Source organism: Alteromonas sp. MTD1 (assembly GCF_042848195.1).
Lineage (GTDB): Bacteria > Pseudomonadota > Gammaproteobacteria > Enterobacterales > Alteromonadaceae > Alteromonas.
The window spans coordinates 169,949-191,257 of sequence record NZ_BTGG01000003.1; the positions used below are offsets into that span (position 1 = coordinate 169,949).

Consider the following 21,309-nt stretch of genomic DNA (forward strand, 5'->3'; position numbering starts at 1 on the left):
CGATAGCACCGCGCTGATAACACTCGCGATGCTAAATATTGATAAATTATTAGGATATTCCAATGAAAATGTTTCCTATTTTCGGGCATGCATCTGCCATTGTGTGCAGTTGCATACTGGGCTTATTACTCAGTCCACCGACCGCTCATGCGGCGAAAACCAACAGATTTGTAGACAAAAGTGTCCAAGCGCCCATACGAGAAACGCTGACTCTTGAGGACGCTATTAGACTAACACTTGCCAATAATCCAAGTCTGTATGAGTTTAAATTTAAACAACGTGTTATAGACGGAGAGTCAAAAACGGCGGCGCTTAAACCCGCATTGAATGCAGGGGTTGAATTAGAGAACTTTTTGGGAACTGGCGAGGTATCAGGTCTCAAAGAGCTTGAAGTTACCTTGACATTATCATCAGTGTTACAGCTCAATGATAAGCCAGCAGCAAGGTTGAATGTACTCTCTGAACGAAGAATACAGCAAGATGTTGAAAAGCGAATACTCACCTTAGATATCCTCGGTGAGCTTAATCGTCGTTACATCAAAGTACTCGTATTGCAGGCGAACTTAGACGTCATAAAAGATGCAGAGGCACTTGCACTTTATACATTGAATGCCGTAACGAAACGCGTTGAAGCAGGCGCGTCCCCCTTGTTAGAACAAAAACGTGCCCAAGCTGCGCTGGCCCAAGCAAAGCTCGATGTTAATCTAGCTCAACAGGACCTAACGTTTGCCTTGCGCAGTTTATCCATCATGTGGGGGGAGCAGGTACCGAGCTTTAAGCGTGTGGAAGGCGATCTTTTTGCTTTTAATAAGATTGAGTCGTTTGATGCGCTGGCAGTCGCAATCCAAAATAGCCCTCACATTGACCTATACGCTAAACAAAGCCGTGTGCAAGCGGCGCAGCTTCGTTTAGTGCAAGCGAATAACCGCGCTGATATTGAGTGGTCAGCGGGGCTTCGCAGAATGCAAGGTATTGATGAAACAGCACTGGTTGCCGGAGTAAGCGTTCCATTGTTTCAAAAAGAACGAAACCTTGGTGAATATGAAGCAAACAGGGCACGTCTTGACGCAATAGAGCAGCAAAGACAAAGCAACGTTCGAAGCCTATTACATTCAGTTAATCAAGCGTTAGGCGAACATACACGAGCATTGCTAGAGATTGACACACTTCAGCGCAAGGTGATTCCTCCGTTAAAGGGCGCGTTAGATTTAGTCGAGAACGCCTATTTGGAGGGCCGTTTCAGCTACTTGGAATGGGTAACTACTCGACAAGAATTTCTGACAACCCGGCTGACATTAATAGAGGCAGCGTCTCAAGTTCACTTAAGCAAAACAGAAATTGAAACACTCACAGGTCTCGCGCTGACGAATGAGCACAATGATGACTCATTTCACCCAAGTCACAAAAGCAATTGGCAGCAGTCATCTAACATTTCGATAAGAAGTCATGATTATGAATAAATTCACAATACAAAAAGTACTTATTTCTATCTTCACCCTTAGCCTTTATAGCCTAACCGCAATCGCAGGAGGTAAACACAGTGATGTAAGTTCCAGCGATCAAGACAATCACGCAGGTGAAGTCGTAAGAATGAGCAATGAAACAGCAATTCAGAATGGTATTTCTGCAACTCCCGTGCTCGCACGCGATATTGCGTTAACGAGTACGCTTTATGGGCGAATTAGTGCAGACCCCGCCTCATTAAGTCATATAAGAGCACGGTTTGACGGTGTTATTAAAGATGTAAAAGTCAACATTGGCGATTCCGTTAAGAAAGGTGATATTTTAGCGGTTGTTGAGTCCAATGAGAGTTTAAAAAGTTATTCCATCACGTCACCTTTTGATGGCAATGTGATTGCGCGACATGCGAATAATGGTGAGTTATCAAACGGGCAAGTACTTTTTTCGTTAGCTAACTATAAAAACGTATGGGCACAGCTGACCGTTTTTTCACAAATGCTTAGCAGCATCAAGGTTGGACAGTCAGTTGAACTAAGCCACGCAGGTTTCAACCAAACCTCCAAGATTGCATATATTACGCCTTCAGCTGATGGCAATCCACACTCTCTTGCCAATGTAGCTGTCGATAATAGTACTGGATATTGGCCACTCGGTACGCTGGTCAAAGCACAAGTTACGACGTCAACTAAGTCAGTAAGTCATTCGGTTCCTCTATCTTCTGTGCAAGAGTATGAAGCCAAACAAGTTGTTTTTGTGGTTGAGGGTGATGAGTATGCGCCCAGAGCGGTAGAGCTTGGTGTCTCAGATGGTCACTATATCGAGGTTATCAGTGGCCTTGAAGCAGGCGAACGCGTCGTGGCTTCCAATAGCTACATAATTAAAGCAGATTTGGAAAAATCGGAGGCAGGCCATGATCATTAATGCCTCACTACAACTGATATTTCCCTGTCAAATGGCGTGTAGTTCTAAGGGAGGTTTAAGATGCTAGTTTCCATTATTCGTACCGCAATCGAAAAGCGCGGTATTTTTCTGATGCTTTCCTTTTTGGTGATTGGATTAGGCCTATTCAGTTATCAAAAGCTGCCTATTGATGCCGTACCCGATATCACCAACGTTCAGGTACAAATCAACACACAAGCAGAAGGTTATTCACCGCTTGAAACTGAACAACGTATCACCTTTTTGGTAGAAAACGCTTTGGCAGGATTACCAAACTTGGACTACACACGTTCACTATCGCGCTATGGCTTATCACAAGTGACGGCCGTTTTTGAAGAAGGCACGGATCTCTATTTTGCCAGAAACCTCATAAACGAACGGCTAGGCATTATCAAAAGCCAATTGCCCGATGGTATTGAGCCTAAGATGGGGCCGATTGCCACAGGTTTGGGTGAAATTTACATGTACACGCTTAGCGCGAAGCCCGGCACAGTAACTGTCGATGGCAGAAAATTTGATGCAATGGCGCTTCGAGAGTTACACGATTGGGTGGTGAAACCTCAACTGGCCTTGGTGAAAGGGGTAACAGAGGTTAATGCTATTGGGGGGTTTACCAAACAGTATCATGTGAAGCCTAATCCTCAACTTATGCTTAATTACGGCGTTAGTACTGACGATTTATTGCGGGCATTAAATCGAAATAACGCTAATCAGGGCGCTGGGTACATTGAACGCAACGGCCAGCAAATACTAGTACGTTCACAAGCGAGACTTTCGAGCGTTGAGGACATCGGTAACGTGGTGGTAACGCTTACAAACCGATCTCCCGTCACGGTAAGTGACATTGCAGAGGTCGCCATCGGTAAGGAGCTTAGAACGGGCGCTGCAACACGAGAAGGTCAAGAGACGGTGTTGGGCACAGCTATGATGCTAATAGGCGAAAATAGCCGAGCTGTTGCGCTAGACGTGGCTGATAAAGTGGATGAAATCCAAGCAAGCCTGCCAGAGGGCGTAATTATCCAAAGTGTATACGATCGCACTACGCTCGTGGATAAAGCCATCAATACAGTACAAAAAAACCTTGTTGAAGGCGCACTACTCGTTATTGTTGTCTTATTTTTATTGCTGGGCAATATACGGGCAGCAATTATCACCGCCGCTGTCATCCCACTTGCCATGCTTGCCACAATAATAGGCATGGTACAAACGGGCGTTAGCGCGAACCTAATGAGCTTAGGTGCGTTAGACTTTGGACTGATTGTTGACGGAGCGGTTATTATCGTCGAGAACTGTATTAGGCGATTAAGTGAATCGCAGCGGCGAACGGGTGCAATACTGCCTCTTAAAGAACGGCTGGAAGTCGTATTTGAGGCAACGAATGAGGTGATACGCCCAAGTCTATTTGGCGTGATGATAATCACGATTGTGTACATTCCTATCTTTAGCTTAACAGGTGTCGAAGGGAAGATGTTTCACCCAATGGCGGCTACCGTAATATTGGCATTGCTAGCGGCAATGGTATTTTCAATCACCATTGTGCCCGCAGCTGTTGCTATGTTTATGTCAGGCAAAGTCAGTGAAAAAGCGAGTCCAATAATCACTGGGGCTAAATCAGTTTACCGCCCTGTACTGGAGTGGGCATTAAAATTACGATGGTTGGTAGTAGGTGCAGCAACATTACTCGTAGTTATCAGTGTTTGGTTTGGGATGCGCCTAGGTTCTGAATTTGTGCCGCAACTAGATGAGGGTGACATAGCCCTTCATGCAATGAGAGTGCCCGGCACAGGAATTGAACAAGCTGTCGATATGCAAAAACGGCTTGAACAGGTCATTATGCAATACCCACAGGTAAACACCGTATTTGCTAAAACGGGTACTGCTGAGGTGGCTACTGATGCTATGCCACCCAACGTCACTGACACTTTTGTAATGCTAAAACCAATTGATGAATGGCCAAACCCTGCATTATCGAAAACGGAATTTGTCGAGCAATTGGAGAGGGATCTTCAAAATGTACCCGGCAATAACTATGAGTTTACGCAACCTATACAGATGCGCTTTAACGAATTAATTAGTGGCGTTAGGGCAGATTTAGGGATCAAGATATATGGTGATGATCTGGATAAGCTGCGGGATTCAGCTGGTGATGTTTTATCCGTATTACAAGATATTCCGGGCGCTGCTGATGCACGAGTAGAACAAGTAGATGAGATCCCCATCTTCACGGTGAACCCGAAGCCTTATGCGCTGGCGCGTTACAACTTAGACGTAACTGACTTGCAAACGTGGTTAAGTGCATCAGTTGGCGGCAAAGAAGCTGGTTTGGTATTTGAAGGCGACAGACGCTTTGAGATTGTTGTTCGTTATCCTGAAGAGATTCGCAATGATTTAGAAGCGCTGGGAAATATACCCATCATGACCAATGATGGTGAGTATGTGCCAATCGCCGAGGTGGCTGAGCTTGAATATACCAATATACCCAGTCAAATAAGTCGAGAAAACGCAAAACGCCGTATCGTCGTCACAGCAAATGTGAGAGATCGTGATTTAGGCTCTTTTGTCAATGATGCTAAAGAGCAAATCGCAGCCAATGTGGCACTGCCGAGTGGTTATTGGATAAGTTATGGTGGAACGTTTGAGCAATTGGAAAGTGCAAGTCAACGACTGAGCTTGGTTGTGCCCGCAACGCTTTTCCTGATCCTTGCATTACTTGTGATTGCATTTGGCTCAGTCAAAGACGCCTTGATAATTTTCACAGGCGTCCCTTTGGCATTAACTGGCGGCATCTTTGCTCTTTGGATCAGAGATATGCCTCTTTCAATATCGGCAGGGATTGGTTTTATCGCGCTCTCTGGTATTGCTGTATTGAATGGTCTGGTAATGCTGTCTTTTATCAGGCAGAGGATGGAAGAGACTGGCGAGTTGGTAAACTCGATTATTGATGGTGCAATGACTCGCTTGCGGCCAGTGCTGATGACAGCGTTAGTGGCGAGTCTTGGTTTCGTGCCCATGGCGCTTAACGTAGGTACTGGCGCAGAGGTGCAGCGACCTCTGGCAACGGTGGTCATTGGTGGGATCATATCCTCTACCTTGTTAACTCTGGTTGTACTACCTGTACTCTATAGACTCGTTCACTATAAGGTGAATTAGCAGCACTGGGGCATTTGGGTTTATAAATCAATGCCCCGGATTTACTTACCCCCATGACGATCATTCGACTTCTTTTGACAAAATGGGGAGGTGGCTCGTAAATCGCTTTGTAATAAAAATTTGGAGTTGTAGGGTTGGTTATCAATTGTAATATTCAACATTCGGCTTTTGGAGGCGCATCCTGTGGACTATTGTGGTCTGAATAACTGCTTTATGCCACTGAAGAGTCAGTCAGAATAAAGCATATTAACTTCCGCTTATGGTAAATATCGGAATCAAGAGCAGAGAGCCCTGAACGTCTGCTGTTTGTCTGAAGCGGTCTTGCGAGTTAGAAATATCCAATGTCCGCTTCACGCTCTCAAGAGACTGTTAATTTGTGCTCAGTTCTATTTCTGAAAGTATTAGGTTAAGTCATGACCAATTTAATTGAGCATAGTTTAACGGTTGTTAACTAAAGTCTATTTTGTGTACTCAACAGATAGCCTGTTCTTGGTGTAGCTTTATTCTTCAGCAAAAATTGAGCAATCTCGTACTCAATTCAATAATTCGTTCTTTATCTCTATATGTCCCAATCTGTCTATTATTCGGCTTAATTTGAATAAGTTTTTTCTAATGTGGACGATTCAAGCTGTATTAATTTCTTCATAAACCTGTTACAAAGTACAGGCACCATAAATGCGCAATGGATTGTGAATATGCGCATGGAAGCAAAATAACAACAATAAATAAGTAAAATTCCATGCGAATAACACAACAAAAGCAACGCTGGCTAATGCTGCCGGCAGTACTGTCGTGCGCGTCTGTTTTTGCAGCGCCGCCTCAAGGGTATTACGATTCAGTTGATCAAACTAACGCAGATACACTGAAAAGCACACTTCACGAAATCATTGACGATCATCAACGTTTTCCTTATACCAGCTCTGCAACAGACACCTGGGATATCTTGGAAATAGCTGATGAAGACCCTTCTAATCCCAACAATGTAATTACTATTTATAAAAACGAAACGTACACCAAATTCGGTGGTGGTAACTCGTTTTATAATAGAGAGCACAGCTGGCCGAAGTCTTATGGTTTCCCGAATGATGGCAGCAGTAACTATGCCTACACCGACGCTCACCATTTGTTTATTGCAGACAGCGGTTACAACTCATCTAGAAGCAATAAACCTTATGCCGAGTGTGATACAGGGTGCACTGAGAAAATCACAATATTGAACAACGGCCGTGGTGGAAGCAACACCGAGTCTAATTTCACCACAGGCTCTTTCTCTAGCGGAAGTTGGGAAACGTGGAGTGGTCGCAAAGGCGACGTAGCACGCGCAATGATGTATATGGCGGTACGCTACGAGGGTGGTACACACGGTGTAACCGGTGTGTCTGAACCTGATTTACGATTAACCGATGATCGCGCGCTTATTGAAGCGTCGAATACAGGTGCTAATATCGATGTGGCATACATGGGTCTTAAAAGCGTGCTGTTGAACTGGCATAAAAATGACCCGGTTGATGACTTTGAACGTCGCCATAACGATGCAGTATATTCATTCCAAGGTAACCGAAACCCATTTGTTGATAACCCTGAGTATGCTGCCTGTATTTTTGAAGACGTATGTTCGGGCGATAGTGGTACAGGCACAAATCCACCACCACCTCCACCACCGTCTGAATCGGCTGTGTGGATAAACGAATTCCATTACGATAACGACGGTACTGATACGGGCGAGTTTGTTGAAATTGCCGGTACAGCGGGTGTAAATCTTGATGGTTACTCGGTGATTGCTTATAACGGCAACGGCGGTAGTGCGTACAAGACAATTGCTTTAGGTGGAACCCTTACAAATCAAAGCAGCGGCTTCGGTGTACTGAGTTTCAGTGCCTCTTCATTACAAAATGGAGGGCCGGATGGTTTAGCATTGGTTGATGCTTCTGGAAATGTTGTGCAGTTTATCAGTTATGAAGGCACGTTTACGGCTACTGATGGCGCTGCTGCTGGAATGCAGTCGGAAGATATTGGTGTTAGTGAGACAACATCTACGCCTACTGGTTTCTCACTGCAACTATCTGGCTTAGGTGCCGAGTATTCACAGTTTTACTGGGTATCACCATCGCAGGCTTCTCCTGGTCAAATTAACGCAGGTCAGAGCTTTTCGGGTGCTCCTACAAACGAGGCGCCTGTAGCCAGCTTTATTGCAAATTGTGATGGGCTAACCTGCAGCTTTGACGCTAGCGCGAGCTTCGACAGTGATGGCAGCATTGCGCAATATAGCTGGCAGTTTGGTGATGGACGTACAGCACTTTCTAGTGCGGTACAGAACAGCTACGCACAAGATGGCACTTATTCTGTAACCTTAACGGTTGAAGATGATCAGGGCGCTCAAAGCTCAACAAGTCAGACAGTGGTTGTTGAAGCGCCAGTGGTGGTTTTGCCTTGGATTAATGAATTCCATTACGATAACAAAGGAACCGATCGCAATGAGTTTGTTGAAGTCGCAGGAAGCGCAGGCACTGACTTATCTGGTTGGTCTTTAGTAGCTTACAATGGCGGTAATGGTCAGCTATACAAAACTGTTAACTTGTCAGGCGTCATATCTAATCAGCAAAATGGGTTTGGCACGCGTAGCTTCACGTTTAGTGGACTACAAAATGGCGGCCCAGACGGCATTGCATTAGTGGACAATACAGGTACTACAGTATTGTTTATTAGCTATGAAGGTACGTTTACCGCTTCTAACGGGCCTGCTGCGGGTATACGTTCTACTAGTGTAGGTGTATCAGAAGATGGTTCTACAAACAGAAATCATTCATTGCAGCTAGGTGGTGTAGGTCAGCAATACAGTGACTTTACATGGCAATCGGCGAGACAAAGCACATCTAATGCTGTGAATGCTAATCAGTCATTCTAGTACAATTAAATGCTGGCGGCATCTGCCGTCAGCATTTGAAACTAAATACAACGCCTAACCCGCTACCTTGCATAAGCGGGTCATGTACAAACCATATTTTTCCATCGTGTAGTTTTACAATGGCCGACACCAACGACAGACCAAGCCCGTTTCCTTTGCTGGTGCGACTACCATCAGCGCGATAGAAGCGGCGCTCTAAACTGGCAATTTCTTGCTCACCCACACCAATACCAGCATCATTAATGGCTAAAATAATGTGCGTTGTTGTTTGCTTTAACTCAACGTCAACCTTGCTATTAACGGGTGAATATTTAATGGCGTTATCTAACACGTTTGCTACCGCTTGGAAGAGTAGGTTTGGATCGCCGACCATATTAACTTGCTGCAGTGTGCTAGACAGCGTGATATCCCTTTCTTCTGCAAGGGGGTGGTACAAATCAACAACGTCATCAACGATAGACGTTATGTTGGTATCACAAAATCCTTCCTTTTTGTTTGTTGTTTCTAGCCCGCTAATACGCAATAAACTATTGAACATATTCAACAGGTTGTCGGCTTCATGGGTTGTTTCTTCGCGAAGGTCGTCGTCTTGAATTTTTTCAAGCGTGTTACGTAGTCGTGATAACGGTGTACGTAGGTCGTGGGCAATACTGTCAGTAACGCTTTTTATGTTGTTCACCGAGCTTTCGATAGTGTCGAGCATTTGATTGAAAACATAAGACAGGCTACTTAGGTCGTCCCAGTTACTGTCTATTTCCAATCTCTCTTCTAAACTACCGGTTTTTATAATTTTATCTGCGGTTTGCGACATGCGATTTATTCTATTCACCACATAAACAGCAATGGCAAAGCTAAGAATGCTAAGCATGCATAACAGCACAACAATGATCCAGCTGAAGGTTTTACCAAACCACTGAGCACTATAGAGATCGTCAATACCGCGGCCAACATGTAACACAAAATCGCCAAGCTGTACTTCTCTAAGTAAAGCTTGGCGCAGAGTATCTCGTTCTAGTGTGTCCTTTCGCGTAATAACCAGTTCCACCGTAGCCATAGCGTCCGAGCCGTGTCTAGCTATGACCAAAGGAATTCCGGCAAGATTACCCGTAACAACTTCTTCGTCTTTCGATAACACTACAAACGCGCGGTTATTTTCGAATTGAGAAAGCCCAGAGTCGGAAGTGGCTGACGACATAGTGAAAGCGCCACTTTCAATAGCGCTTACTACAGCATTAATACCTAAGGATTTATATAAAGTAGTTAGCGCCTCGGCCTTGGCATTAACAGCAGCATTAGATTCGGTAATGAATATATCACTACTGGTAAGGCGCCAGAAATAAACGATAAGTACGATGGCGATACTGGCGAGCGTGGTGAGCAATGCGCCTACGCGAAAGCTAGAGCTTCGCGTAAAGTCGCGAATTGCAATCATGCAAGATTATCCGCTATTCGATATCCTGTGCCGCGTACAGTTTCAATCAGGGGAACGTTAAATGCCTTGTCTACTTTTTGGCGAAGACGACTAATATGCACATCAATCACATTGGTCTGAGGATCGAAGTGATAATTCCATACTTGCTCAAGTAGCATACTGCGAGTAACTACTTTACCTTTATGGCGCAGCAAACACTCTAACAGTTGAAATTCTTTAGACTGCAGGTCTATCTCTGTCTCGCCGCGTAACACTTTTCTGTTTACCAAATCGAGTGTTAGGTCGCCTACTTTGATGAGGGTTTTGTCTTCACTTTCACGGGCGCGTCCTGCAAGCCCTTCAACACGGGCCAGCAATTCTTCAAAAGCAAAAGGTTTGGTGAGGTAATCGTTTGCGCCTGTCCGTAAGCCCTTTACTTTGTCTTCAACTTGGCTTTTTGCACTTAACAACAACACTGGAGTGGTGTTTCCGTTCTCTCGAAGTTTCTCAAGTACAGTAAATCCGTCGAGCTCTGGTAGCATGACATCAAGAATTACAGCGTCTAATTCGTTTGACACTGCTTCGCGATAGCCTGCTGCACCATCACCAACGGTAATACACTCATGCCCTTCGCCTAACAGGCCATCGGTGATGTGTGAGGCAACTTTTGGATCATCTTCAACGAGTAGCACTTTCATTTTAAAGCTTCTTCTTTCAGTTTTACCTGTCTGAGGCTATGCGCTTGATGTAATCATAAACTTACGAGACCACCCTTAACGCTGCAACCCCTCATTCAAGCGATACACGCTTTCAAAATAAATACGTATTTTTAAGTAGAAAACGATCACTTTCACAATGCGTTAAAGGCGCCTAGTTACGTTCGAAGCGAATGTCGGCATTGTAAGGAGTAAAGTGTTGCACGTCGCCGCGTTCACACTTTTTCTGAACCTCGTGCCAATACTCTGGCGTCATTAAATCGCCATGTAACGACTTCAGAATATCCTTAAACTTGCGCTTTCCAACAATAAAGTGCTCGAATTGCTCTGGAAATACGTCGTTTGGCGCTACTGACAACGTATCAATGGCATAAGGGTCATCCGATTTGGGTAACGCCCTGAAGTTACGTTCATTCATTAAGCAAATTTCGTCGTAGTCGTAAAAAATGACGCGACCGTGTCGAGTTATGCCGAAGTTTTTATGCAGCATATCGCCAGGAAAAATGTTCGCCATCGCGATTTGTTTGATACAAAGCCCTAGTTCATCCAATGCTCGTGTTATTTTGTCTTCATCGGTTTCAGACTGCAGATACAAGTTTAGTGGCGTCATTTTACGCTCGATATACAAGTGCTTAATGATGAGTTCGGCTTCGGTAAATTCTAAACTGGATGCACACGTTTCTTTTAGCTCTTCGATAAGCTCTGGCTCTATTCTGTCAAGCGGAAAGCGAAAGTTCATGTACTCATGAGTGTCTGCCATTCTTCCCACACGGTCCGACATTTTTACCAGCTTGTAGCACTCTTTAACGTGGTCTCGCGTAATCTTTTTGCTTTCAGCAAATTCGTCTTTAATTATCTTAAATACAACGCCGTAAGAGGGCAGGTGAAACACCATCATAACTAGCCCTCTAATTCCCGGAGCAGCTTCAAACTTGTCGTTTGACTCGTCCATATGCTGTAAGAAATTACGATAAAACACCGTTTTACCATGTTTGTAATGGCCCATTGCCATATAAAGTTCAAAGTGCTTTTTGTTCGGCAGTAGCTCTTGTAAAAATGCGGCCACCTCTGCAGGGTTTTGCGTGTCGGCCATAAAATAGCTGCGGGCAAAGCCAAAAATAACGCTCAAGTCTTTTCTGTCAGTCAGCAAGGCATCTACAAACATATGCGGTTCGTTATAACGACGCATGGCAATAACAAAAGGCAAAGTTTCATCAGGCATGCAAATACGACCTATCAAATACGCTGCTTTGCCTCTGAAAAAGGTTGGCTTAAGTATTTCCACAGCCTGAACGCTGGCGAGTTGAGCTTTGTCTAAACGCTTTCGAAGGGCCGACTCAAGGTTTTGCAGATCACGCTCGAAATCTTCAAAGGGAATGTTGTATCGATAAATTTTAAATATCGACTCATACATTTCTCTTACCGTAGTTGTAGTGTCGAAGCTGTTGATGACTTTGTCTCTGTCTTGCCCTGGCAAAAAACATCGGCTAGGCAACACGAACATCATGTCGTTATCTATTTTTCTGTGCTTGAACAACCTACCAATAACAGAGTTGTAAAAGGTTTCTGCAAGTTCAAATTGGGGGTGCCCCTCTAGTTGCACTGCGAAGTTCTTCTTTAAGCTTTGCCAGAAAGAATCAACTTTTTGATGCACATCGGTAATCTGATAAATTTCAGCAACGGCATCAGACAAACTTTGTTCATAAATAGTAATACGGTCTTTAGAGGCTTGCTGAGTTTCTCGCCAATCGCCTTTTTCAAAACGCTGCTGCGCCCCTCGGGTTATTCGTGAAAACCAACGGTAGCTTTTGTCAAAGTGCGATAAAATAAGATAGGCAACCTTCCTTACTTCGGCTTCATCATGAGAGGTGGGCGAGTTCTGCATTTGTTTTTCCTTTTTCCTGAACTTGTATATCTACCACAAAACGAGAAGATAAAAAGAGAAAAGTGACACAAACTGCTTTCGCTGTTTTTGTGTGCGTTTCGACACAGACTTTAGGATAATTAATGTAATTAATAGCGTTTTTAGATATTTTCTTAAATTTTTGTTTAGGTTATGCTGGAACTCAAATAACAATAAATAATAAAAGTTCTTTCACATGAGTTTTAATGTTCTTATTTGCGACGATTCTACGCTAGCGCGTAAGATGGCAAAGAGAAGTCTTCCTGACGGGTTTGCGCAAAACACTTACGAAGTCAGTAATGGTATGGATGCCTTAGAAGTATTGGCTCACCACAATATTGATTTACTCTTGCTAGACTTAACCATGCCGGTATTAGACGGTATTGGGGTATTAGAAGAAATAAAGAAACGAAACCTTAAAACCTTCGTTATTGTAATATCTGGTGACATTCAACCGTTGATGCAAGAAAAAGTAATGTCGTTGGGTGCATTGGGCTTTATTCAAAAGCCAGTTAAGCAAGAAGTTTTATTTGATGTATTACATCGTTTCGGCTTTGTAGCACCTGAATTTGAGGGCGAAGCCGTAACTGGTTAAAAAGTCTGGCTAAATATAACTGGTTAAAAGTAATGGATTAAAAAGGCAGCACACGGCTGCCTTTTTTGCGATTTAATTACGCTAGTCGAACCAATGACGGGTTTTATTCGCAAACCACACCAGAGATAACATTACGGGTACCTCTACCAACACGCCTACCACGGTAGCCAGTGCAGCACCGCTGTGCAGTCCAAATAATGAAATAGCAACAGCAACAGCCAGTTCAAAGAAATTGGATGTCCCAATCATACATGCCGGCGCTGCAACGTTATGCGGAAGTTTAAGCCTTTTTGCTGCGAAATAGGCAATAGCAAAAATACCGTAGGTTTGAATTAACAGTGGTATGGCAATAAGCACAATATCTTGTGGTTGTGCAAGAATGGTGTTGGCCTGTAAACCAAACAGAATAATAATGGTAAGCAATAAGCCCATTATCGAAAGCGGTTTGCACTGCGAAACAAGTTTATGTACCGCATCAGGGCCTTTTTTATCTAGCTGCTTGCGCGTAATGTAGCCCGCGAATAGCGGTAAAACCACATATAGCATCACTGAAATTAGCAGCGTATCCCAAGGCACAGTGATATCTGTTACGCCCAATAACAAGGCGGTGAGCGGGGCGAAGGCCACCACCATGATTAGGTCGTTTATAGATACTTGAACTAATGTGTAGTTAGCGTCGCCTTTTGTTAGATGACTCCATACAAATACCATAGCAGTACACGGTGCCACACCAAGTAAAATCATACCTGCAATATATTCAGTGGCTGTTTGCGGATCTACCCAATCTGCAAAAATGCCCTTAAAGAATAACCAGCCAAGAAACGCCATAGTGAAAGGTTTAATTAACCAATTCACTACAAGCGTAAGCACGAGTCCTTTAGGCTTCTTGCCCACGTCTTTGATAGAGCCAAAATCGATTTGCACCATCATTGGGTAAATCATCAACCAAATAAGTACGGCAACCACCAAGTTAACATGTGCATATTCGACATTCGCAATTACTTCAAAGGCATTGGGTGCCACATAACCTAAGCCAACGCCTGCTGCGATACATAGCGCAACCCATACCGACAAATAACGCTCAAAAAATCCCATCGTTGTTTCTCTTAAATTGATTTTTGGTTAACGCGCTTACTCACTTCTTCTGCGCTTTCCACGCGTTCTGAGTAGCGGTTTACAAGGAAATCTTTGTTGTCGCGAGTAAGCAGCGTAAATTTCACCAGTTCTTCAACAACATCTACAATGCGATTGTAATAAGGCGATGGTTTCATGCGCCCATTGTCTTCAAACTCTAGAAATGCTTTTGCTACAGACGACTGATTGGGGATGGTAAGCATGCGCATCCAACGCCCCAGAATTCGCATTTGGTTCACGGCATTGAACGATTGGCTTCCACCGCACACCTGCATAATGGCCAGAGTTTTTCCCTGGGTAGGGCGCATGCCGCCAATGCTTAATGGCACCCAGTCAATCATACTTTTCATAATGCCTGTAATGCTGCCATGGCGTTCAGGCGAGCACCAAATTTGCCCTTCAGACCACATCATTAAATCGCGAAGTTCTTTTACTTTCGGGTGGTGTTCATCTTCTGTATCAGGTTGAGGGAGGCCTTTAGGGTCAAAAATTTTGGCCTCAGCGCCAAAGTATTCAAGTAAACGTGCCGACTCTTCAATAACTAAGCGGCTGTACGAGCGCTCGCGAAGTGAGCCGTACAATAAAAGAATACGCGGCTTATGTTGCGAGAATGATGTAGCAAAATCCGTTACCTGTGGAATGTGTAAATTCTCTGGTGATATGTTATCTGAGGGCATGTTTTTACCGTCATTAACGCTTTGGCTTATTGTGGAATCTGTCATTACTGTGCCCCTAGCGTTGCAAGCGCTTGCTTAAGCGCAGCTTTATCCAAATTCTTTTCTGCTAATTCAGCAAGTGCGCTAACGCGTTGCTCAATAATGTTCATCGTTTGATTGAATGCGGCGGCTTTTGTTGTCTCATCACCCTCAACTTTTGAAGGGTCTTCAAGACCCCAGTGTACTTTCAGCGACTGCCCAAAATACACAGGGCAGCTTTCACCGGCTGCAGAGTCGCATACAGTCACAACGAGGTCTGCTGAATAGTCTTCAAAATAATCCCAAGACTGACTTTTTAAACCCTGAGTGTTGTAGCCACGCTCCGCTAAATATTTCAAAGACAGCGGGTGAACTTCTCCCTCAGGCTGGCTACCCGCACTTCGCGCTTCAACGTTTCCGTGAGATGCATTTGTAATAGCTTCGCATAGGATGCTGCGACAGCGGTTGTGGGTGCAAATGTATAGTACCTTCATGATTATCCTTTTTACTATTTACGCGCATTTGCTAAGGACATTTACAGTAAATTTGTGCCGTTAAGCAGTGCGCTAGATAACAGTAATGATTAAGTAAAATGTGTAAGTGAAACGAACTATTTAGCAGCTGGTACAGGTTAAGTTTTCCATCGCGCTTTCGATGTAGTTCGCATTGTGTTTTGCTGTTTGAGATATCACATCGCTTGCCCATTGCGGAAGGTTAGGGTGAAGGCGATAGTAAACCCATTTTCCTTTACGGGTATCTTGTACCAGTTCGCATTTGCGAAGGTCGGCTAAATGGCGTGAGATCTTTGGTTGGCTTAGTTGTAGTGCCTCTGTTAAATCACATACACACAGCTCGTCCCTAACGCTTAACATAAGCAGTGTTTTTAGCCTTGTATCTTCAGAAAGGCATTTAAAAAACGCAAGTGGAGAAAGCTGACACGTCGACATAGTAAAACATATATGAAATTTCGGATGTGAATATCGTATATGTTTTTCCGTATGTGTCAATAATACATCTGAAATTTCATATGTGAATGCAAATAAGTGTTTGGTTGAATGCGTATTTCGGTAGGAAATTACAGCGGTAAGAAAATGAATCGGTATTAAAAACGTAGCTAAAAGAAAGGCGTGGCAGAAACAAGAAAGGAACACGAATAGTGTTCCTTTTACATGCTCGATGAACTTAGGGAAGAGCTGGTTAAAACATGGCTACGTTAAACATAACTGCTTAAAGAGCTACCACTTTAAAGAGGAGTTAATGCTCATGTTCTATCGGCGCTGCTTGAAATGACATGGCAATATTGGTGTTGTTCAACCTATTAAAGTGCGTAATTACATCGCTCATAAAGGCGTACCATGTAGGGTTAGGATGCCAGATTGCCATTAAGTCACTCTTGGCCTTAGTTTCGCTCTCTCCTAAAACCGCCACTCGATATAAGTAAGTAAAAGAGGCGCCTCGCCAATTCAGCTTGCAGTGCGTAAGCACTTTCTCGTTTTCGGTATCGACTCGCTGCATAAATGCGGCGTAGTTAAGAAAGTTGTTAAGCGAGGGGGCTTCCCAGTCTACAGGTACATTGAAATACGTTAGCGCCACATCTGCCGTGCTATTAATTTCATCTGAACGGTCACCAGGAATAAGGTCGATGACGTGGGTAACGCCTTTATCCTTAAGAAGGGCAAAGTGCGCTGGCTCAGGTAAGCCTGATGACATCATAAATGCGTTATTTTGTTGGTAATTGGAAAGCGTTGAAAGCGATGGCTGCATTTCCTGCAGAGCTGATTCTTCGTGGCTAGTTGCTTTTGAGGTGGTAGAAAACAGCCAGAGTAGCGACAATACAGCAATAAAATTGAATAGATTGCGAACGTAGTTTTGCATAATGCCGTATTCCGAATACTTAATTGTAATATCGTTAAACTATTATGCAGTTGCTTGTCCTGTCAAGCGCGTAGTAGATGTTTGCTTGGTTCTCACTATATACTGCGGTCCATCATTTAATTAGTGCTAACTTATTGCTGTGAAAAATAGATTTCTGCTTGCGGTGCTTGCGGTTTTATTGGCTATGATAGCTATTCAATCGGGCGCGTCATTTGCCAAACAACTTTTCCCTATTGCGGGTCCTGAGGGTACAAGTGCGCTGCGCGTATTCTTTGCCGCCGCTATTTTGACCCTAATATTTAAGCCTTGGCGAGCACGCCTTTCACAAACGGGATGGCGAAACGTCATTATCTACGGCATTTGTCTTGGGTCTATGAATCTCATTTTCTATTTTGCTATTGCCCGAATTCCTCTAGGTGTTGGCGTAGCGTTAGAATTTACAGGGCCTCTTGCCGTTGCGTTCTTCACAGCAAAGAACAAGCGAGATTTTTTGTGGGTACTGCTTGCCGTTGTGGGCATTTGCTTGCTTGTCCCTGATATTGGTACATCAGCAGAAAGCTTAGATCCCGTTGGCGTTGTTCTCGCGCTCATTGCAGGCGCATTTTGGGCTGGTTATATTGTTTTTGGGAATAAAACCGGCAATGAAGGCTCAGGCGGTGTAACAGTAACGCTTGGTATGTTGGTTGCCGCAGCGGGCATCATACCTATTGGAGCAATTAGCCAAGGCGCAGTGTTACTTACTCCATATGCACTTTTGATGGGGCTAGCAGTAGGCGTATTTTCTTCAGCTATTCCCTACACGCTAGAAATGCAGGCAATGCGCAATATGCCCAAGCAAACCTTTAGCATAATGATGAGCATGGAACCTGCTATCGCGGCAATTGCTGCATTTATCATAATTGACGAGACGTTGACCTTTTCCCAATGGGCAGCGGTAGCGTTAGTGGTAATTGCGACTGCAGGTAGTTCTATGTCTCAAAGGCAAAAACAAGTAGAGACACTGTCTTAAACCGTAATGTTGTGTAGCTAATAATGAAAAAAACCGCCAGAAAAATCAGGCGGCTTTTTTCATTATTAACCATGTTTTGTAGCTACACACCACGGTTTAGTTAAAACTACCAGATATATTGATAGGCCTTTTCACGGCACGATGGCGATTCATAATTTCATTAACCAAAATCTTCACTTGCCCTGCAATTCTTCGACATTTAAATCGCAACGCCGCAATGCCTTTCACGTGCTTTTTTCCCTGTGAACTAATGTACGACGTAGTGTGTAAAGGGCAGGGTAAACCGTAATGTTGACACCTATCTAACTGGATAAGAGGTGCTGGCTCTACCTGGTAAGCGTTTAGTGAATATTCTGCGTTGATGAATTTGTCTACAATGCCGATTTTGCCTGATTGAACAGCCTTAAGTAGCTTTTTGGCACCGAGAGGCCATAAAATATAGCCTGCTAGGCCCGAACGTCCTTGATAAAGACGTGTGATATTAACATCGTCAATTTTGGTGGTAGGTTGTCTTGCGACCAGCTTTCGTTGATTTTTCCCTCTTGCCTCCAAACTCAAAAAATCGATGTGATCTAAGCGGCTTATGTTATCTAATAATGTTAGAACGTCAGTAGATAAATAAGCGTCATCCTCAAGGATCATCATCGGTTCACCACGGGCTACAACCATTTCCCACGCTTTTTTGTGATTGAAAAACACGGCAATCTCACAAAAGCTCATTGGTCTTTCCCAGCTATCTTTAAAGCGCTCGTAATTTTCTTGATGTGTCGGACAGTCAGCAGAGAGCTTCTCGAACTCTAAGCCTAATTTGCTGAACTGCAGTTTTTGAAAAGCCAATCTATCCTTTGCTTTATCCAGATTGATGATTACCGTTTTAATACTCAAGACAACCTCACAGCTTATTGTTATTGTTGAAGCGTTCTAAAATAATCAACTAGGTTTTTTAGTATCAAAGCCTAATACTACATTGCTTTTGCAAAAGAGAAAGCCCCTATCTTTTCAAATCATTAAAACGCCAGTTATCTGTGAGCAGAATAAAAAGTTTTTTATTCGCTTGCTTTGATTACAACTATTATTTTAATTATTACGCTGAACGGTCAATGTCTCAAAAATAGAATAGGACAAATATGAAAGGGATAATTCATCTGAAATCTTCGGTTTCCTCCGCAGTAGCTGCAGTTATGTTTTTTGCGGTTTTCATCGCGCAGCAAGCAATGGCGAATACCGCAAACCCAATGCATGCAACGCTTGATAGCTATTTAACCTCATTGAGCGACAACGATAAAATGATGACTGCTGTTTACGTAACACTCAATGGCACACCTGTTTATGAGCATTATTCGGGGCTGGCATCGGTTGAAGACAATGTCCCACTATCGGCGCAAACACGGTTTCGTATTGGTTCAATAACAAAAACCTTTACTGCCGTGTTGGTGATGCAGTTAATTGAAGAAGGTAAACTGAAGTTAGAGACGCGATTGTCAACCTTCTTCCCTGAAGTACCCAATGCAGCTGACATTACCATTCAACACTTATTAAGCCATCGCTCAGGAATATTTAATTACACCAACGCCCCTGAATACACGGGGTATATGACAACAGCGCAAACACAACAGCAGCTAGTACAGCGTATTCAAGCTTATACACCGCAGTTTAAACCTGGCAGCAAGCACCACTATTCTAATTCTAACTATGCGCTGTTAGGATTTATTGTTGAGTCGCTTTACGAAAAACCGTTAGCGCATGTTATTGCTGAAAAAATTGCAAAGCCGTTAAAGCTCAATGACACCTATTTTGGCAATAGCATTGAGGTTGCTGAAAATGAAGCATCTTCTTATCGCTATAACAGCACGTGGGTAAAGCAACCGGAAACAGATATGAGCGTGCCGCATGGGGCTGGCGCTATCGTGTCTACTGCCAAAGATACCAACCATTTTTTTAATGCGCTGTTTGCAAGAAAATTGATATCGAAGCGTTCATTAAAAGCCATGATGAAGTTAGAGGACGGCTATGGCTTAGGCATGACGGCGGCACCATTTAACGAAAAGCAGCTGTATGGTCACTTTGGCTCCATTGATGGCTTCGTGTCGGCGGCAGGATATAAAACCGAAGATGGACTAAACATGACGGTGTTAAGTAATGCGGTTAACTATAACTTCAATAATGTGCTTATTGCAGTACTTAGCAGCATGTATGGCTTACCCTTTGACGTTCCAGACTTTTCAGCAAAAGCGATTGAAGTGGATGAAGCTTCGTTACATGCATTTGAAGGTAAATTTGCAAGTAAACAGCTGCCGATAAAAATTTCGTTTTGGGTGGAGGATGGCAAGCTAATGAGCCAAGGAGAAGGGCAGAACCCATTTCCACTTGAAGCGTATTCTGAAACCGAGTTTCGCTTCGAATTAGCAGGTATTGTTATTAAGTTCGAAAAGCCTGATGGAACGTCCGGTCAATCAAGCGCGTTTACACTTCACCAAGGCGGCGGAACGTTCGCGTTTTCCCGAGTAAAGTAACTGAAGTGTCAGCTTAGAGCAACTGAGAGAATACTCAGCTGCTATTTTTGAAGCCATTAGTTTAATTCTGCAGCCTTCGTTTTTACGCTCGCTTTTACGCTTTCTGATTTTCGCTTTTTCGATTTCGGTTTGTATTTGTTGCTAAGCCAAATGGTAAACGGAACACCTATTAAGCTTGGCAACACCCAGCTGGCAATCTGAAGTGATGGGACCCCTTCAAATAATGTGCGCCCACCGAAAGCGAAAAATGCGGTATAGGCACCAATTCCAGAACCAATAATATGCCCAATATGCTGTGTAACCCACGTGCCGGGAACGATCTCTTTTTGAAATGCGTAGCGCACAATGCCAAACGCATTAAATAGTGCTATAGGCGCAAATATACAGGTTAATGTAATACCATAGGTCACACCTTGATAGAGCGCTATCACTGCCACTACAAATAGCAATGCGGGAAGCCACAGATAGTTAATAGTGCGCAGCTTTGTTACATCGCGCTTCACTGCTAATACAGTCACAGCGTGTCTTATGTTATTCCATACCAACAAGCTTAACATCAGTAAAAAAGTATACTGGCCTCTAAGATGGGCGGTGAAATGTGCGGTAGATTCAAAATGGTCTGGCACCGTAGGATAAATAGAAAGTGGAGCAACCAGCGCAATGGTTGAACTTATAACGCCACTGATTGAAGTAAACAGCATTGCTTTTACGTAGTAATCACCAAATTGTGAATGCACCTTACCGCCTTTTTTGGTGAGGGTAGGCACCCAGAAAAGAATGAGTGACAGTGCGCCTGCCACTATGTGTGCGGCAACAATATAACCGTGAATTGATTGCATTTTGTGGTCCTTATTGCAACGTCTGCAATTGAGTAAGTAATGCATTCATAGTGGCGTTTTTTAGAAAAGTGGATAAGTGCCAAAAGTCACCATTTAAAAAATGACTTTTGGCCTATGCATTAATTTACGTTTTTTGGCACAGTACGAAATCACATCATAAAAAA

Annotated in this window: 17 protein-coding genes; 7 read left to right on the forward strand and 10 right to left on the reverse strand. The window is 43.6% G+C overall.

The window, feature by feature from the left end; all coding sequences use genetic code 11:
• Window positions 1–62: 62 nt before the first annotated feature.
• The 4 genes from ACGHAV_RS05210 (at window position 63) to ACGHAV_RS05225 (ending at window position 8,455) form a co-directional block, all read left to right on the forward strand.
• Entirely contained in the window at window positions 63–1,460 is a 1,398-nt protein-coding gene (locus tag ACGHAV_RS05210; RefSeq protein WP_014951215.1) for a TolC family protein, read from the forward strand.
• Window positions 1,453–2,382 (forward strand): efflux RND transporter periplasmic adaptor subunit, encoded by a 930-nt coding sequence (locus ACGHAV_RS05215; RefSeq protein WP_014951216.1) that lies wholly within the window; start codon window positions 1,453–1,455, stop codon window positions 2,380–2,382. Before ACGHAV_RS05210 ends, ACGHAV_RS05215 begins: the two co-directional genes overlap by 8 nt.
• A 60-nt stretch (window positions 2,383–2,442) precedes the next feature.
• A complete protein-coding gene (locus ACGHAV_RS05220; RefSeq protein ID WP_032096159.1) occupies window positions 2,443–5,550 on the forward strand; it encodes an efflux RND transporter permease subunit in 3,108 nt (1,035 codons plus the stop codon).
• A gap of 739 nt (window positions 5,551–6,289) precedes the next feature.
• Window positions 6,290–8,455: an endonuclease gene (locus tag ACGHAV_RS05225; protein WP_390377365.1), complete on the forward strand. Its 2,166-nt coding sequence runs from the start codon at window positions 6,290–6,292 to the stop codon at window positions 8,453–8,455.
• A gap of 28 nt (window positions 8,456–8,483) precedes the next feature.
• On the opposite strand, the gene ACGHAV_RS05230 is transcribed toward ACGHAV_RS05225, so the two are convergent.
• From ACGHAV_RS05230 to aceK, 3 genes are all read right to left on the reverse strand, one after another.
• Complete coding sequence (locus ACGHAV_RS05230) at window positions 8,484–9,887, reverse strand: sensor histidine kinase (protein ID WP_390377368.1); 1,404 nt, start codon at window positions 9,885–9,887, stop codon at window positions 8,484–8,486.
• Window positions 9,884–10,564 (reverse strand): response regulator transcription factor, encoded by a 681-nt coding sequence (locus ACGHAV_RS05235; RefSeq protein ID WP_334013674.1) that lies wholly within the window; start codon window positions 10,562–10,564, stop codon window positions 9,884–9,886. Before ACGHAV_RS05235 ends, ACGHAV_RS05230 begins: the two co-directional genes overlap by 4 nt.
• A gap of 172 nt (window positions 10,565–10,736) precedes the next feature.
• Window positions 10,737–12,467 (reverse strand): bifunctional isocitrate dehydrogenase kinase/phosphatase, encoded by a 1,731-nt coding sequence (gene aceK, locus ACGHAV_RS05240; RefSeq protein WP_390377372.1) that lies wholly within the window; start codon window positions 12,465–12,467, stop codon window positions 10,737–10,739.
• A 214-nt stretch (window positions 12,468–12,681) separates the two neighbouring features.
• Here aceK and ACGHAV_RS05245 point away from each other — a divergent pair, with 214 nt between their 5' ends.
• The gene (locus ACGHAV_RS05245) at window positions 12,682–13,080 is read left to right on the forward strand and encodes a response regulator (RefSeq protein WP_390377375.1); all 399 of its coding nucleotides are present in this window, start codon (window positions 12,682–12,684) and stop codon (window positions 13,078–13,080) included.
• Between the two features lie 81 nt (window positions 13,081–13,161).
• On the opposite strand, the gene arsB is transcribed toward ACGHAV_RS05245, so the two are convergent.
• The 5 genes from arsB to ACGHAV_RS05270 form a co-directional block, all read right to left on the reverse strand.
• On the reverse strand, window positions 13,162–14,175 hold the full coding sequence (gene arsB, locus ACGHAV_RS05250; protein WP_390377378.1) for an ACR3 family arsenite efflux transporter: 1,014 nt from the start codon (window positions 14,173–14,175) through the stop codon (window positions 13,162–13,164).
• A gap of 11 nt (window positions 14,176–14,186) precedes the next feature.
• The gene (gene arsH / locus ACGHAV_RS05255; RefSeq protein ID WP_390377381.1) at window positions 14,187–14,936 is read right to left on the reverse strand and encodes an arsenical resistance protein ArsH; all 750 of its coding nucleotides are present in this window, start codon (window positions 14,934–14,936) and stop codon (window positions 14,187–14,189) included.
• Window positions 14,936–15,403: an arsenate reductase ArsC gene (locus tag ACGHAV_RS05260; protein ID WP_390377384.1), complete on the reverse strand. Its 468-nt coding sequence runs from the start codon at window positions 15,401–15,403 to the stop codon at window positions 14,936–14,938. The genes arsH and ACGHAV_RS05260 overlap by 1 nt, the downstream gene beginning before the upstream one ends.
• A gap of 120 nt (window positions 15,404–15,523) precedes the next feature.
• The gene (locus tag ACGHAV_RS05265) at window positions 15,524–15,856 is read right to left on the reverse strand and encodes a metalloregulator ArsR/SmtB family transcription factor (RefSeq protein WP_390377386.1); all 333 of its coding nucleotides are present in this window, start codon (window positions 15,854–15,856) and stop codon (window positions 15,524–15,526) included.
• A gap of 307 nt (window positions 15,857–16,163) precedes the next feature.
• Window positions 16,164–16,784 carry a hypothetical protein gene (locus ACGHAV_RS05270; RefSeq protein ID WP_390377389.1) on the reverse strand — a complete coding sequence of 207 codons (621 nt, stop codon included), beginning with the start codon at window positions 16,782–16,784 and terminating at the stop codon, window positions 16,164–16,166.
• A 139-nt stretch (window positions 16,785–16,923) separates the two neighbouring features.
• Here ACGHAV_RS05270 and ACGHAV_RS05275 point away from each other — a divergent pair, with 139 nt between their 5' ends.
• Window positions 16,924–17,793: a DMT family transporter gene (locus ACGHAV_RS05275; RefSeq protein WP_390377392.1), complete on the forward strand. Its 870-nt coding sequence runs from the start codon at window positions 16,924–16,926 to the stop codon at window positions 17,791–17,793.
• A gap of 96 nt (window positions 17,794–17,889) precedes the next feature.
• Here the strand turns inward: ACGHAV_RS05275 and ACGHAV_RS05280 are convergent, their stop codons facing one another.
• The gene (locus ACGHAV_RS05280) at window positions 17,890–18,678 is read right to left on the reverse strand and encodes a glycosyltransferase family 25 protein (RefSeq protein ID WP_390377395.1); all 789 of its coding nucleotides are present in this window, start codon (window positions 18,676–18,678) and stop codon (window positions 17,890–17,892) included.
• Window positions 18,679–18,920: 242 nt separating this feature from the next.
• Here ACGHAV_RS05280 and ACGHAV_RS05285 point away from each other — a divergent pair, with 242 nt between their 5' ends.
• Window positions 18,921–20,306, forward strand: coding sequence for a serine hydrolase domain-containing protein (locus ACGHAV_RS05285; protein WP_390377398.1), 1,386 nt, complete (start codon window positions 18,921–18,923; stop codon window positions 20,304–20,306).
• A gap of 56 nt (window positions 20,307–20,362) precedes the next feature.
• Here ACGHAV_RS05285 and ACGHAV_RS05290 read toward each other — a convergent pair whose 3' ends face one another.
• Entirely contained in the window at window positions 20,363–21,145 is a 783-nt protein-coding gene (locus ACGHAV_RS05290; protein WP_390377401.1) for a hypothetical protein, read from the reverse strand.
• Between the last annotated feature and the right edge of the window lie 164 nt (window positions 21,146–21,309).

Bases quoted from the DNA above. Each gene is read 5' to 3' on its own strand.
- ACGHAV_RS05260 (WP_390377384.1), bottom strand. From the start codon at position 15,403: ATGAAGGTACTATACATTTGCACCCACAACCGCTGTCGCAGCATCCTA.
- ACGHAV_RS05265 (WP_390377386.1), bottom strand. From the start codon at position 15,856: ATGTCGACGTGTCAGCTTTCTCCACTTGCGTTTTTTAAATGCCTTTCT.
- ACGHAV_RS05245 (WP_390377375.1), top strand. From the start codon at position 12,682: ATGAGTTTTAATGTTCTTATTTGCGACGATTCTACGCTAGCGCGTAAG.
- ACGHAV_RS05220 (WP_032096159.1), top strand. From the start codon at position 2,443: ATGCTAGTTTCCATTATTCGTACCGCAATCGAAAAGCGCGGTATTTTT.
- ACGHAV_RS05235 (WP_334013674.1), bottom strand. From the start codon at position 10,564: ATGAAAGTGCTACTCGTTGAAGATGATCCAAAAGTTGCCTCACACATC.
- ACGHAV_RS05210 (WP_014951215.1), top strand. From the start codon at position 63: ATGAAAATGTTTCCTATTTTCGGGCATGCATCTGCCATTGTGTGCAGT.
- arsB (WP_390377378.1), bottom strand. From the start codon at position 14,175: ATGGGATTTTTTGAGCGTTATTTGTCGGTATGGGTTGCGCTATGTATC.
- ACGHAV_RS05290 (WP_390377401.1), bottom strand. From the start codon at position 21,145: ATGCAATCAATTCACGGTTATATTGTTGCCGCACACATAGTGGCAGGC.
- ACGHAV_RS05270 (WP_390377389.1), bottom strand. From the start codon at position 16,784: ATGCAAAACTACGTTCGCAATCTATTCAATTTTATTGCTGTATTGTCG.
- aceK (WP_390377372.1), bottom strand. From the start codon at position 12,467: ATGCAGAACTCGCCCACCTCTCATGATGAAGCCGAAGTAAGGAAGGTT.
- ACGHAV_RS05230 (WP_390377368.1), bottom strand. From the start codon at position 9,887: ATGATTGCAATTCGCGACTTTACGCGAAGCTCTAGCTTTCGCGTAGGC.
- arsH (WP_390377381.1), bottom strand. From the start codon at position 14,936: ATGACAGATTCCACAATAAGCCAAAGCGTTAATGACGGTAAAAACATG.
- ACGHAV_RS05225 (WP_390377365.1), top strand. From the start codon at position 6,290: ATGCGAATAACACAACAAAAGCAACGCTGGCTAATGCTGCCGGCAGTA.
- ACGHAV_RS05285 (WP_390377398.1), top strand. From the start codon at position 18,921: ATGAAAGGGATAATTCATCTGAAATCTTCGGTTTCCTCCGCAGTAGCT.
- ACGHAV_RS05215 (WP_014951216.1), top strand. From the start codon at position 1,453: ATGAATAAATTCACAATACAAAAAGTACTTATTTCTATCTTCACCCTT.